Source organism: Streptomyces sp. NPDC097107, from assembly GCF_044762405.1.
In the GTDB taxonomy this organism is placed as follows: Bacteria; Actinomycetota; Actinomycetes; order Streptomycetales; family Streptomycetaceae; genus Streptomyces; species Streptomyces thinghirensis.
In genome coordinates this window covers 156,477-169,833 of sequence record NZ_JBIWEF010000005.1, presented here as the reverse complement: position 1 = coordinate 169,833, position 13,357 = coordinate 156,477, and the positions used below count along the sequence as shown (strand labels likewise).

Here is a 13,357-nt window from a genome sequence, read left to right as displayed (position 1 = left end):
AGGACACGAGCAGGGACACGTCCGGCTCAGGGCCCGGGTTCAGTGGAGGATCTTTTCCTTGGCCCGCCGGAACTCGTCGCGTCGGTGATGTCACCCCTGGAGCGGACCTCCGAGAGTCTGACGACCGGTTCGGGCCACGGTGCAGCTCCTGCGGGGCGGGGAGATCACCGTCCCGCATTTGGCGTAGACGCGAGCCAGGTGGGCCTTGACGGTGCCTTCGGTCAGGTGGAGGCGGTCGCCGACGGCTTGGTTGGACAGGCCGTCGGCGACCAGGACAAGGACTTCGGTCTCGCGCCGGGTCAGGGCGGTGCCCGGTGTGCGCAGCCGGTTCATCAGGCGGTCGGCGACGGTCGGTGCCAGTGTCGTGCGTCCGGCGGCGGCCGTGCGCACGGCGGCGGCCAGGTCCTCGGGCAAGGCGTCCTTGGGCCTTGACCCCTGATCTTGGACACCCGAGACGCTGGATCCTGAGGATCTGAGAACGGACATCTCGTGGTCATGAAGAACTATCCGCCGCAGTTCAAGGCGGACGCGGTCGCGCTGTACCAGTCGCGGCCCGAAGCGACGATCAGGCAGGTCGCTGCCGATCTGGGGATCAATCCCGAGACCCTGCGGAACTGGGTCCGGGCCGCTGGTGCGAGCCGGCCCCGGGGACGCCGAGCCGAGGTACCGGCCGAGCCGCCCACGCCGTTGGAGGCGGAGAACGCAGCTCTGCGCAAGAAGGTCCGCGAGCTGGAAAAGGAACGCGAGATCCTGCGCAAGGCGGCGAAGTATTTCGCCGGGGAGACGCGCTGGTGAACCGCTTCCAGTTCGTCGCCGACCACCACCGCCGCTACGGCGTGAAGCGGCTGTGCACCATCCTCGGCATCGCCCGCTCCAGCTTCTACTACTGGCGCCGCACCGCTGCGGACCGGGCCGCCCGGCAGGCGGCCGACGCCCGCCTCGCCGCCCGGATACGGGCCGTGCACTACGAGTCGGACGGCACCTACGGCGTCCCCAGGATCACCGCCGAGCTCCGCGAGGCGAGCGAGCGCGTCAACCACAAGCGGATCGCGCGCGTGATGCGGGGTGCCGGTCTGGCGGGCGTGCGCTCGCGCCGCAGACACCGCACCACTGTTGCCGACCCGGCCGCGGCCAAGGCCCCAGACCTCATTGGCCGCGACTTCACCGCAAGCACGCCGAACACGAAGTACGTCGGCGACATCACCTATCTCCCGCTGGACGGCGGGAAGTTCCTCTATCTGGCCACCGTCATCGACCTCGCCTCACGGCATCTTGCCGGCTGGGCGATCGCGGACCACATGCGCACCGACCTCGTCACCGACGCCCTGGCCGCCGCCGAGCGGACCCGCGGCGGCCTCGCCGGGGCGGTCCTGCACACCGATCACGGCGCCCAGGGTGGTTTCAACTGGTCGTCGCAACACCCTGATCTTGGAGGTGTGCGACGTGGCCACGGCGGACTGGAGTTTGAAGACCAGCGATGTTCCGGAGGGGCGGCGTCGGCAGTGGCGCGCTGACCGTGCGTTGCGGCCGGCGATGCGCTCGCCGGGGCGGCCTGATCCGTCTCGGGTCGTGCAGCGCCAGTTCTGGCGACTGATCGCCACGGGGGTCACGACGGCCGAGGCGTCGCTGGCGGTCGGCGTGTCGTGGCCGGTGGGCGCGAGGTGGTTTCGTCACGCTGGCGGCATGCCTCCGATCTCGTTGGCCGAGCCCTCGGGCCGGTACCTCACGTTCGAGGAACGCGAGGAGATCGCGATCCTCAGGGCGATGAGCAAGGGCGTGCGCGAGATCGCCCGTGCCCTGGGGCGTGCCCCCGGGACAATCTCTCGCGAACTGCGCCGCAACGCCGCCACACTCTGGGGCCGGACCGATTGACCGTCCGGCCACCGCTCCCCGCCCCGCCACCCGGCCGGCGGGGTAGCGGTCACCCGGCCACGTTCCTACGGCGGTCCCATGGCAGTTGGCGGATAGTGATGTCAGCGCCGGGAAGCGGGCCAGGTCCCGCTCGTTTCATAGACGGCGTCGGGGGTGTTCTGGACAATCCATTGCAGATAAGAGCTGACGCGAGTGCTCACGGAGGGACTGTCGGTGGCACAGCCCCTGCCGTAGGAGATGACTCCGATCAGGACGGGGTACCCCGCGTCGTAGGTCACAGGACCGCCACTGTCGAACACACAGGTGTCCCGGCCCGGTGTGTGGGTGCAGATACTGCCGGACGTGACGTCCTCCATGCCTCGGCTGACGCACTCGGCGTTGGTCATCGTGTCGAGGCCGACGCTCTGCAGGACGCTGCTCGCCGGGCCGCCGAGGCTTTGGCTGCCCCAGCCCATAGCCGTCACGCGGACGTTGTCGAAGGCACCGGGCGCGTGCTGCCAGGGCAGGTAGGCCTCCCTGATGCCCCCGCTTCTCTCCACTGGCGCCACGAGTCTTACCAAGGCGATGTCAGCGTCCTGGGTGTAGTGGTTGTAGTTCTCGTGAACTCTGATGTGGTCGACCTGGACCAGCTTCGTGTAGGGGTTTTCCATGGCCTTGCTGATGTCGTGATCGCCCAGCAGAACCCTCAAGCTCTGGGCTTGCGTCCCCTGAAGGCAGTGCGCGGCAGTCACCACATACCTGGGGGAGATCAGTGTCGCCCCGCAGAACACGCGATGCTTCGTGTCGACCAGGCCGGCCATGAACTGATGGCTGAGGGGATTCGCCTCCCCTCCTCCGACGATGGCCGTGGCCGGCCCGGCCTGCAGGCCCGCCGCCAGGCACGCGCCCATCAGCAGCACAGCGAGATTCCTCTTCCAGCGCACAGCCGTTCCTTCCGCTTTCCGATGTGTCAGACGACCCTGGCATGATCGCGCCAGTTCCCGCCGACGGCACCATGCCTGCCCGGCTTCCCCTGTGACGCATCGGGTAGCCAGGTGCCGTCGTGCCTGGCCTGATTCGGCCTTGGCCTTCTTCCCAACCGAGGTCACCGGAGCGCAGAAGTCACCCGAAGGAGTTACTGCGCCGCCCAGGGCGACCGGCACCCTTGTCGAGCCCGGAGAAGGACGCCTGGATCTGCAGCCCTGCTGGACCGCAGGCGGAACGGCGTCCTGACGAAGACGAGAGTGCGGGACCTCGAAGAAGAGGCCGGGTTTCTCCGCCGCCAGCTGGGGACGGGCGTTGATCGACCGTCGTCTCTGCTGTCCGAGCAATACTGGTGCGCCGATGCCGAGCGCCGCCAGGCGGCCGGGAGACCCGACGAAGTACGGCTCACGGCCAAGCTGACGGGGGTGTGTCCAGTAAACGGCTGATCCAGTTTCTGTAGTGGGTCAGTTGGCAGCCGGGGTGAGCCGGCCTTCGAAGGCGATCTGGAAGGCGTTCAGGGGTGCCTTCCAGCGCATGGTCCACCGCTTTCGGCCCTTTCCGGTGGGGTCCAGGCTCATGAGGGCCGTGTAGACGCACTTCATGGCCGCGGCCTCGTTGGGGAAGTGTCCGCGCGCCCGGACGGCCTCGAGGTTCCAGGGCTTGATCAAGTTCCCTGAGCGTCGGGGTTGTTGGTGACGCCCAGGAGTGGGAGGGCTCGTTCGGGCTGGGCACGGATTGCCCGGGTGGTCTTGGCGATGTTGGTGGCTCCGAGGGTTTTGAGCAGGCCGATGGCGAGGTTGCGGAAGGTGGCCATGGCGCGGGGTCCGGTGCCGGTGTGGACGGTGGATGCGTCCTCGGCATAGGTCACGTCTCTCACGTGGTGCAGGGCCTCGACGGCCCAGTGGCCGCGGACGGCGGCGGCGAGTTCTGCCGGGGTGGTCGCGTGGGCGTCGAGGCTGGTGACGGCGTAGACCGTCTCGCGGCTCTCGCGCCCGCCAGTTTGCTTGCGGCGTCGGTGAACGCGGAGGGCGAGGCGGCCGTGGGGGAAGGTGATCCCGCCGAGTTCGTCGGCGATGCCGCAGGTCTTGATGGAGCGGGACTCACGGCGGCCGTGTCCGGTGGAGGATGCGGTGTGCTGGACGGTGATGTCATGCCAGGGCAGGGCGGCGAGCTGCCGGCAGGCGGTCGGCTGATTCCGCTTGATCATGGCGATGTAGTGGGCGTTCTTCGTCTCGGCCAGCCAGGTGACGTTCGCCTTCACCGAATGCAGGGCGTCGAAGGTGACCAGTGATCTGTCCAGGTCCAGGGGTTCCAGCAGAGGCCGGAAGTGCATGGTCTCGTTCGTCTTCGCTCCGACCTCCGCCTGCGCGAGGCTCAGGGCCCGGTGGTGGGTGACCGCGGAGAGCAGATGCCTGCGGCCGGCGGACAGGCGGGCCGTCCCTCTCAGTGACTTGCTCTCGACGGCGATCACCTGCCGTTTCTCCGAACCCGTTACCGCGGTATTCAAGCCGGTGAGGTAGGCGCCGACGGCCTGGTCCAGGGCGCCACTGTCGACAACGGCCAGCACGCGGCCGGTCGTGGTCCGCGAGGGCGAACGACGCCACCGCAGCGGATGCCGACGGACACCTACGGCCGTCAGCACGGTGTCCGAAGCCCGCGCCGCCCACTCGGCGCTCTCGTCCGTGCTCCTCGCTCCGGACACGGCCGCGCAGGCACAGACGAGGAGGATCGCGGTCAGCGAGTACCAGCGGCCCCGCCTTGCGCGCGGGTCGGGCACCCGCTCCAGGAAAGGCCGCAGGTCAGCGACTTGACCGATGTCCAGCGGACCTAGCTTCATCAACACCGGCGGAATGGGAGAAGATACAGCGGCAGGCACGGGCCACCTCATGATCGTTGAGCTTCGACACCCCAATGATCACGAAGCCCGTGCCTGCCCTGCTATACACCCCAAACCATCACAGCCTGACGAACCGCCCGACCACGGAACTCGCCCAAGCCCTGCTTCGGGCATCCGAAACGGAGGCGGCGCCACTACGCAGACGCTGCACCCGTCTGCAGTCGAGTTGCGGCGTCGCGCAAGCTGTCCTCCGCAGATGCGTCGGATTCACGGCAGCCGTCGGCTGCCATACGAATGGGGTGGGGATTGTCCAGTCATCGCCTGTCCAAAAAGGGCCGCTACATCGCCTGGGCGACGACGGGTGTTGTCGTCACTGCGGGCGCCGGAATCGCAGCACAGACATCCATGGCGGCCACCGTTTGGCCCGCGCAGAAGACCTACACCGGTCGGGCGTTCGATACGTGCACTGCGCCCTCCCTCGCGGCGATGAAAGCGTGGAACACGAAGTTTTACGGCGCCGCCGCTGTCTACATCGGCGGCAAGAACCGTGGCTGCGCCCAGCCCAACCTGACCAAGTCCTGGGTGAAGTCGGCCAACTCCACAGGCTGGAAGCTCATACCGCTCTACGTCGGCGCGCAGCCGCCCTGCCAGAAGAGCGCGAACCCGGAAAGGATCACTGCTTCCACGGCGGCCTCCGTCGGTGCGAGTAACGCGAGGGACGCGGTGGCCAAGGCATCAGCCCTCGGGATGAAGGCCGGCAGTCCGATCTACCTGAACATGGAGTCGTACGACATCACCGACAAGGCGTGCAACGACGCCACCCTGACCTATGTGCGCTCCTTCACTAAAACGCTGCGGAACGCAACCTACCGTGGCGGCCTCTACGGCTTCAGCAGCTCCAGTGCCAAGGCCATCGCCACCGCCCCGAACAAGACGGACCTGCCAGGCAACCTCTGGTACGCGCTGTGGGACAAAAAGAACACGACCACCACCGACTGGCCGTGGAACCCCGCTCAGTACACCAACCACAGCCGCGGCCACCAGTACATGGTCAACAGCAGAGAGACGCGAGGCGGATACACCATCACAGTCGACCGCAACGCCTGGGACGCCCCTGTCGCCATCATCGGCTGAGAAGCTTCAACCTAGCAAGGCCCCGGCTGGTCGAGGGAAGGCCAGCCGGGGCGGCACGAAGGCATGGGTGCCCGAAGATACTCGTCTCTTGAGGGCAGGCGCCAAGCGGCTTCAGCCGAGGGATCTTCCCCGAGGCGGTAGTCCCTCGTATCGATGCCTTCAGGCCGCCTTTAGCCTCGATCTTTCGTGACGGGCCGCCGGAAAATCCGACGGCCCGTCACGAAAGATCGAGGCTAACAGGGAAACCCTCGCTGAGGCGGGTGCGCTATTCAGTCGTTCGATTCCCTTTCGACCACCCAGCCGACTCCGAGGATGATTGTCGAGCAGAAGAAGAGCCGCTCGCCGTCCATGTGCCCGTAGAGCAGGGATACGGTGATCCCTAGGGCGAAGACGAGCCCCCCGGACCAAAACATCGCTCGTGAGGTTTGCTTTGCTTTGCTTGTCAAAGTTCCTCCGGGTCCGGGACTGGCCTTCATGTTGTGGGACCAGCCCCCGGGGGGCGTGTTTCGGCGCCAAGTGCGCGTCACCAGATCGGGTCACAGACAGTCTCCCTCTATATTCGATCGACCGAGCGAGTCGCGTCTATTAACCTCGCACTGCCGCCCCGGCGACACTAGCGGAAGCAATCAATTTATCGACGGTCTCATCATCCATATCGACCCAGACTTTTACTGGGGATTCCACCGTGCCAAAAACTTGATTTTCTCCGCACCACGCCTCAGCATTGATCACCCGATGCGCCAGGAGGGAAAAATGGGCAACCGCATCCGTTTTTACCAAATCGACCTCCATTCCCATAAATGGATCCCTCCGCCGAGAAAAACGTCGCGGTTCGCGAACGCTCGACTCTCGAGTCGCAGCCTCCTTCATTTTCCCGAACGCCTCTTGAGTTCGCTCATCGGCGATCGACTCATCGACATAAAGGTCAATAATTACTTTCGCCCGAATTGAAAGAAGCTCCGAAGCCAGTCCGGTCAGAAATATTTCCATATCGCGAGGACTTGCTGATTCAATGTACCGCATTACGAGACCTCTTCCGGGAGGCATGTTGCCCCTCCTTGGTTGACCAAGGAGGGGCAACATTATATCGCATTACTGATGGATTATGCTACGCAAACCCTCTTGTAGCAGGGGTTTCGGTACCGGCGGACTTCATCCGGTATCCAGATGGGCGGCCCCCACCTACCTGCAGAGCGACCAATTATCCTAGCCGCACGACCTCCCCATCTAGCCGCATACCGGAGCGCACTTCTTGCCCTGTAGTGCTTCTTCCCAACATTGACATGCCACCCGTTGGACCGATCCCATTCGGCCCGAATTCTGTGATTTTTGAAGTGCAATCCAGGCCTGCCATCCCGCATCACGAAATGACGATTCTTTTTGCTGAAGAAGAGGCACTTAGTTGCAGTGCAGCGCAACGCCTTCTTCACCCAACCCCATTTACCGTCGAGGTCAAAGCGGTTTACGGGGTCTGCGTTGACATATTCGTAGGCGTTTGCGTTACCTCCGTAGATGGGGTCTACGGAGAGGAAACGGCCGGTGGTGGGGTTGTAGAGGCGCACGCCCATGAGGGTGAGGCCGGTAAGCGTCTCGGCAGACCTCTGCTTGGCGCCGAGCCAGTTGTAGCGCGTGGCCGCCTGGCCGGGGCGGGTGTTGCCGTACTCGTCCGAGTCCAGGGCGACGGGGACCTTGCTGGTGTCCAGCGGCAGCTGGAGGGCGACGTCGCCGTGGATGGTGGTGAGCTGGAGGACGGTGTCGCCGGTCTTGCTGGTGGTCGCGGCGAGGTCTCCGGAGGCGGAGTCGACGTTGCGGGTCAGTGCGCCGGTGGCGGTTTCCTCGGTGATCCAGCGGGGGTTGTCGCCGTCGCTGTCGTAGTGGTTGAGCTTGGACTGGGTCTGGGTCCAGGTGGTGCCGCTGCCGGTCTCGACCTTCCAGGAGCGGAAGCGCAGGTTGGCGTCGAGCTGCCAGGTCTGGCGCTTGCCGCCCGATGTCTGCTGGTAGGCGAGGTCGTTGGCGTAGTAGCCGATGGTGCTGGCGGGCAGGGCGGTGGTGCGGCCGAAGGCGTCGTAGGTGTAACCCGTGTCGACGAGCCGGTCGGCGCTGTCGTAGGTGTGGTTGGTGGTGGTGCCGCCGGTGGTGGCGCAGTCGAGGCCGGGTGCGGTTGTCACCGTGGTGAGCGACTTGCGGTTGGTGCGTGTGTCGAAGGCGTACGCCCGGCGGGTGCATACCGTCTCGGAGGTGTCCTCGACTGTGGTGAGCCGTCCGACGTTGTCGTAGCGGTAGGTCTGGTCGGACCAGCCCGCGTGGTTGGTGACCTGGCTGTGGATCGACTCGGTCACGGTGTCGGAGTAGACGATCGCACCGTCGCTGTCGCGGGTGTAGGTGCGGTCGGCAGCCGAGCCGGTGGTGTCCTCGGTCTGCTTGAGTGTGTATCCGCCTGGCAGCTTTTCGCTGCTGACGGAGCCGTCGGCGTCGTAGGCGGCGGAGAAGGCGCCTGCGATGGAGTCGGTGGTCTTGGTGACCAGGCCGCGCGGCTCAATGGTGTGGTCGTAGGTGTAGGTGACGGTGGAGGGTGAGGTGTCGGTGACCTTGACGGGGCGGTCGAGCAGGTCGTACTCGGTAATGGTCTTGCCGCCGTCTGCGTCTGTGTAGGAGATCTGGCGGCCGAGCTTGTCGTACGCCCTGGTGATCGTTCCGCCGGTCGGCGAGATCGTCTTGACGGCCTGGCCGGTGGCCGGGTCGTACTCGGTGGTGGCTTCCGGGACGGCCTGCCCGGTGCCGCCGGTGACGGCGACCTTGGTGGGACGGCCGGCATCGTCGTACGTCGTCGTGGTGGTGCGGGTGATGCCGTTCGCGGTGTCGGTGACCTTGGCTGCCTTGCCCCACCAGTCGTACTCGGTGGTGGTGGTCGGCAGTGCGGTCGGGTTGGAGCCGCCGCCGGTGATTGCTCCGGCCGCGCTGGTGGAGCATTGCAGGTCAGCCCACTCCGGGCGTCCGGCGCAGGGTCCACTGCCGGTCGCGGACCAGTAGGTGGTCACCCGGGTCGCGGCGTCGGTGCCGGTGGCTCCTGGCAGGAGCTGCTTGGCGACCCGGCCCTGGGTGTCGTACTCGGTGGTCTCGGTGATCGCGAGGCCGCCCGGGTCCTTGATCGTCTTGGTCGGCAGGCCCTTGGCCCAGTCGTAGACCGTCTGCGTCACCCGGGTCTCGCCCTGGATGCTCGAATGCTCCCGCACCTGAGCACCTGTGGTGACCTTGGTGATCTGGTCCTTGACCTTGGCTGTTCCGTCGGTCGGACGTCCGGCGTCGTATTCATTGACCGTCCAGGTACGGGCGGTCACGGACGTTCCGGACGGGACGAGGGTGGTGGTGCCGGACTTGAGGTCGGCGGTGAGGTCGATGCGCCGCAGCGGGCCGAACTCCTCCAGCTCGCGGGTTCCGGTCTCGTCGTAGACGGATCGGGTGGACAGCAGGTCGGCTCGCTCGGCGCCGGTGAGCTGGCCGATGCCGAGGTCTGCCTGGGCTGCCTTGTCATCGGAGGTGAGGCCGAGCGCGACAGCGCGGTTGGCGGCCGAGAGTTCACGGACCGTGTTGCCGAACCGGTCGTATTCGGTGCTGGAGATGTGCCCGCCGGGAGTGACGGAGTTGACCTCGCGGCCGGAGACGCCCAGGTACTGGACACTGGCGCGCTTGTAGTCGGCTGCGGACAGCGCGCTGCCCGTGTTGGAGGAGGGCACGGAGTCGGCGGGGAAGACTGCGGTCGCGTCGGTCGGCGCGTCCAGCTGTCCCCATGCCTTCACATCCGCGGCGCCCATCTTGTAGGGGGCGGAGGTGCCGGTCAGCGGAACGTCGTAGACGACGCTGGTGGCTGCGGTTTCTGCTTCGGTGCCGGTCGTGCCCTGCTGGAGGCCGGGGCGAGTGGCTTTGAGGAGCATCCCTTCTCCAGCGGTGGCGGCGTTACCGGCCTTGCCGTAGGTGAAGGTCCAGGGCAGCTCGCCGGGCGTGGTCTGCTGAATGATCCGGCCGGCCGTGTCGTAGGCGTATTCCGTCTTCAGCGACGGGGTGATCTGCGGATCCCAGGTCTGGCGCAGACGCCCGGTGTCGTCGTACAGGTACATCTGTACGGACTTGGACGTCGCCGCTGCTGCTCCGGGTGCGGTGGACCACAGGCGAACTTCCTTCACCTGGCCGCTGACGTCACCGAATGCGGCGTCTGTGGCGGTGGTGGAGGTGGCGTAGACGTACTCCATGACGCGGCAGCCCTTGGTCGCCGGGGCGGTGGTGCAGGCGGCGGCGGTGGCGGCCGAGGTCGGCGCGATGACCCGCTTGGGGCGGGCCAGCTTCTTGCCGTCCACGGTGACCGTTTCGGAGATCACGGTGGTGGTGGAGTTGGCGAGACCGTCCAGCAGGGTGCTGGAGACCTGCCAGGTCGTGGCTGCCGCGTCGGCCTTGGTGAACTCGGTGACCGTGCCCTCGGTGTCGGTGAGTGTGAAGGTGCCGCTCACACTGCCCTTGAGGGTCAGGTCCTCGGAGCCGGGCTCGGATATCCAGCCGGTCTTGCCGGCGTTGGCGGTGAAGTGGGTGTCCTCGCCCTCGGAGTCGACGACGGCCACAGCGGTGTCGGAGGTCCGGCGAACGTGCGAGTAGTCGGAGTCCGTCAGCTCACCTGCGGTTCCGGCCACCCATTCCTTGCCGAAGATCGGCGCCTGGCCCTCCTGCTTGGCCGCCTTCTCCGGTGTCCGTGAGGTGGCGGTGCGTGACACCGACAGACCGAACGCGGAGGCGTCCGAGGCGGACAGGGTGTAGTCACCGGTCAGCAGGTTCACCGAACCCGGCCCCACCTCGCTGCCGGCGGCGCCGTCGGCGTTGCGGTCCACGATCACGGTCAAGGGCTCGGTGCTGCCCGAAGCAGAGCTGGGGCCGGTGAAGTCGGCCTTGATCTGCACGCTGCCGTCCGGGTCGACGGTGCTGGTGGCATTCCACACGAGCGGAGCGTTCTTGCCGCCCGTCATCGGGACCGGCCACGCGGACAGCGCCGTGCCGCTGGAGGTCACATCGCCCGCCGGGATCTTCACCCAGGGGTCGGCCTCCGAACGGCGCCAGGAGAAGGACACATGGTCGTACTTGGCGGCATCGACCTCGGCGACCAGAGGCAGACGGCGCGCGGTGCGCTCACCCTCACCTGGCTGAATGAACCCGCCAGGTCCTGCGTGGAAGGTGTAGTCGATGGCCTCGGACTTGTTGTCCGCCTTGTCCACGGCCCGCACCTGCAGGGTGTGGGTACCGTCCTTCGGCGGCACGATGCTGATGCCCTTGGCCGCCGTGGAGCCGCCGGTAGCGACCTTGGTCCACGTCACACCGTCCAGCGACCACTCAAGCCAGTTGTGATCGGCCGCGGGCGGGGTCACGGTAAAGATCCCGGCCTGGCCTGCGCCCTTGACCCACGCGGTCGAGGGATAGTCCGTCGAGACGATCTTCGCCGGGGCGGAAGGGGCACTGGTGTCGACCGTGAACGTCTTCCACGCCGACCAGCCGACGTTGTAGTGCGCACCGTCGTACGGCGAGGTCCGGAACTTGTACGTCTTGCCGTTGGTCAGCACACCGGCAGGGACGGTCACCGAGGCGACTTGGCCCGAGGGCACGTATTTCGAGACGATGACGTCGCCGACCTGGGTGTTGGTGGCGTTGTCGAAGATCTGGAAGGTGCCGTTGACCTTGTCACCGTCGGAGTCGACGAACGTGTCCCGCAGCGTCGGGGTGACCGTGTTGACCGTGTAGGCGCCGCCGTAGGAGAAGTAGGGCGGGCCGGCTTCCTGCTTGGTGCCGGTGCGCGGCCGGTAGTTGTAGTTGACCACCAGCTTCGGCGGGTTCGAGGCCGCGTTGGCGGAGTTGACCCGCTTCCACTGGGCAACCACGCTCTCGTCAGTGGCTCGCAGCCCCATGTGACCGCGGGTGGCCTTGGCTGACGCCCACTCCTGGACAAGTGTCGTGACGTTGGCGTTGATCCACCCGTCGGGCTGCGTGGTGCACGAGGTGTTGCCGCGCGTCTCGGTGGAGGTGGCCTTCTTGGCCGTCATCGTCGGCCGGTTCGTCCACCGGCTGGACGTGGAGGCCGCGGGCGAGGACCACACCTCCCACGGATACGCTTTGCAGTCCACGTTGTTGCCCGAGTGGAAGTTCCACAGGGACAGCTTCGCGTCCAGGACCAAGGCGTCCTGGATAGGGGAGCTGTTCCAGGAGATGAAGGACTGCGCTGTGCGCGGCGTGCCGTCGGCGTTCTTCGTGCCTGGGTTTCCCAGGTCGAGCTCGACGTCGTTCGACCAGTCGACGGTTTCGCCCTGCTGCACGTAGGTGTCGAAAACGCTGGACAGGGATGAGGTGGAGGGGTCCACCGTCACCGGGTACTTCGTGGCCGGGTCGGCGAGGAACTTTGCGTCCGGGGTGATCACCAGGTCGACGCCGGAGCCCTTGGCCACGACCTTCATGGCGACCGGCACCCGGCGGGTGTGCTCGCCGGAGCGCTCGTCGACGGTGGAGTCCCACATCACCGGCGCAGGCATGAGGGCCTGCTTCTTGTTCTTCTTGTCCGTGAACAGCACGCTGCCGTCCGCCTGCTGCTTCGCCTTCAGGCCCTTGGCCTTGAGCGGCAGGGTGTAGGTGTAGCCGTCGGTGGCAGGCTTCTGCTTGATCTCGACGAACTGCTCGAAGCCGGTCCGGGTGGCCTCGACCACCACGTCAGCGCCGGGCACCGCGTTGACGTACTCAGCACGTGTGCCCTCCAGCTTCGGCGCGGGCAGACCGCCCTTCCACTGCAGCGTGATCTGCTGCTCACCCTCACCGAGCGTCACCAAGTCGGTTGCCTTGGATGCCTGTGCCGCCTTGAGTGACGTGGCCGGAGCGCCGGTCTTGCCCGCGAGCTTCAGTCCGCGGGGGTGGGCCGTAGGCTCGACCGAGCCGTCAGATCCCTGTACGAGATCGAGATCGACGTCCCGCCAGTCGCCAGTGGTTTCGTCCTCGAACCGGACCGGGCCGGCGGCGAGTTCAGTAGTGAGCGAACCGTCCTTGTTGGCCCAGGTCGTGGACGTCTCGGTCCGCTCCGAGAGGGCCTCCACACGCCTACCGGACAGTCGCGCGGCAACCCGCGCAGAGGGAATGTCCGCCGCTTGCGTGACCGCCGGCTTCTTCGGAGCCGCAGGTGCTTTCGACGCGGCGGCGTCCGCCGGGCTGGCACCGTCGACCAGCGTGACCGACAGGGCCAGCGTGAGCGTGCCCGCGATGAAACGCAGACTCCTGCTGGACCATGGCCGACCGCGCCCTGATCGCGCGGGTATGTGAACCGTCATCATTCCTCGGTCTCTTGCTGACTGCACATCACTTATGTGATGCATACGTGAAGGTATCGAGGAGGAAAAGATGGAAAAGCGTGACAAGCATGCCCAAGATCGACAGCGCAACGAACGGGCGACCTGTGAACTGGATCACTGACTAGTCGTCAAACCTTGTCGCCTACCCGGATTTTGCTGAATGACACCTGCACTTCTCTCTTGATGTGGG

Annotated in this window: 6 protein-coding genes and 4 pseudogenes; 3 read left to right on the top strand and 7 right to left on the bottom strand. The window is 66.3% G+C overall.

The genetic code is table 11. From position 1 onward, the window contains the following. Positions 1-90: 90 nt before the first annotated feature. Positions 91-423: pseudogene (locus tag ACIQ1J_RS13485) on the bottom strand (LuxR C-terminal-related transcriptional regulator); the annotation flags it as partial. 66 nt (positions 424-489) lie between these two features. Between ACIQ1J_RS13485 and ACIQ1J_RS13480 the strand changes: the two are divergent. Both ACIQ1J_RS13480 and ACIQ1J_RS13475 read left to right on the top strand, forming a co-directional pair. Then, positions 490-1,460, top strand: a pseudogene (locus ACIQ1J_RS13480) (IS3 family transposase); the annotation flags it as partial. A gap of 4 nt (positions 1,461-1,464) precedes the next feature. After that, positions 1,465-1,869 (top strand): annotated as a pseudogene (locus ACIQ1J_RS13475) (helix-turn-helix domain-containing protein); the annotation flags it as partial. 104 nt (positions 1,870-1,973) lie between these two features. Here the strand turns inward: ACIQ1J_RS13475 and ACIQ1J_RS13470 are convergent. The 3 genes and pseudogenes from ACIQ1J_RS13470 to ACIQ1J_RS13460 all read right to left on the bottom strand — a co-directional run bounded on the left by ACIQ1J_RS13470 (position 1,974) and on the right by ACIQ1J_RS13460 (position 4,612). Next, the gene (locus ACIQ1J_RS13470; RefSeq protein WP_403557186.1) at positions 1,974-2,762 is read right to left on the bottom strand and encodes a serine protease; all 789 of its coding nucleotides are present in this window, start codon (positions 2,760-2,762) and stop codon (positions 1,974-1,976) included. A 537-nt stretch (positions 2,763-3,299) separates the two neighbouring features. Next, positions 3,300-3,479 (bottom strand): annotated as a pseudogene (locus tag ACIQ1J_RS13465) (IS256 family transposase); the annotation flags it as partial. 20 nt (positions 3,480-3,499) lie between these two features. Beyond that, positions 3,500-4,612 (bottom strand): ISAs1 family transposase, encoded by a 1,113-nt coding sequence (locus ACIQ1J_RS13460; RefSeq protein WP_403556871.1) that lies wholly within the window; start codon positions 4,610-4,612, stop codon positions 3,500-3,502. A 366-nt stretch (positions 4,613-4,978) separates the two neighbouring features. Here ACIQ1J_RS13460 and ACIQ1J_RS13455 point away from each other — a divergent pair, with 366 nt between their 5' ends. After that, positions 4,979-5,806, top strand: a complete 828-nt coding sequence (locus tag ACIQ1J_RS13455; RefSeq protein ID WP_403556869.1) for a glycoside hydrolase domain-containing protein — start codon at positions 4,979-4,981, stop codon at positions 5,804-5,806. 269 nt (positions 5,807-6,075) lie between these two features. Here the strand turns inward: ACIQ1J_RS13455 and ACIQ1J_RS13450 are convergent, their stop codons facing one another. The 3 genes from ACIQ1J_RS13450 to ACIQ1J_RS13440 all read right to left on the bottom strand — a co-directional run bounded on the left by ACIQ1J_RS13450 (position 6,076) and on the right by ACIQ1J_RS13440 (position 13,056). Beyond that, a complete protein-coding gene (locus tag ACIQ1J_RS13450; protein WP_403556867.1) occupies positions 6,076-6,219 on the bottom strand; it encodes a hypothetical protein in 144 nt (47 codons plus the stop codon). A gap of 172 nt (positions 6,220-6,391) precedes the next feature. Continuing rightward, positions 6,392-6,829 carry a hypothetical protein gene (locus tag ACIQ1J_RS13445; protein WP_403556865.1) on the bottom strand — a complete coding sequence of 146 codons (438 nt, stop codon included), beginning with the start codon at positions 6,827-6,829 and terminating at the stop codon, positions 6,392-6,394. Positions 6,830-6,909: 80 nt separating this feature from the next. Beyond that, a complete protein-coding gene (locus tag ACIQ1J_RS13440) occupies positions 6,910-13,056 on the bottom strand; it encodes a DNRLRE domain-containing protein (protein WP_403557185.1) in 6,147 nt (2,048 codons plus the stop codon). Between the last annotated feature and the right edge of the window lie 301 nt (positions 13,057-13,357).

Bases quoted from the DNA above. Each gene is read 5' to 3' on its own strand.
- ACIQ1J_RS13445 (WP_403556865.1), bottom strand. From the start codon at position 6,829: ATGCGGTACATTGAATCAGCAAGTCCTCGCGATATGGAAATATTTCTG.
- ACIQ1J_RS13470 (WP_403557186.1), bottom strand. From the start codon at position 2,762: ATGGGCGCGTGCCTGGCGGCGGGCCTGCAGGCCGGGCCGGCCACGGCC.
- ACIQ1J_RS13450 (WP_403556867.1), bottom strand. From the start codon at position 6,219: ATGTTTTGGTCCGGGGGGCTCGTCTTCGCCCTAGGGATCACCGTATCC.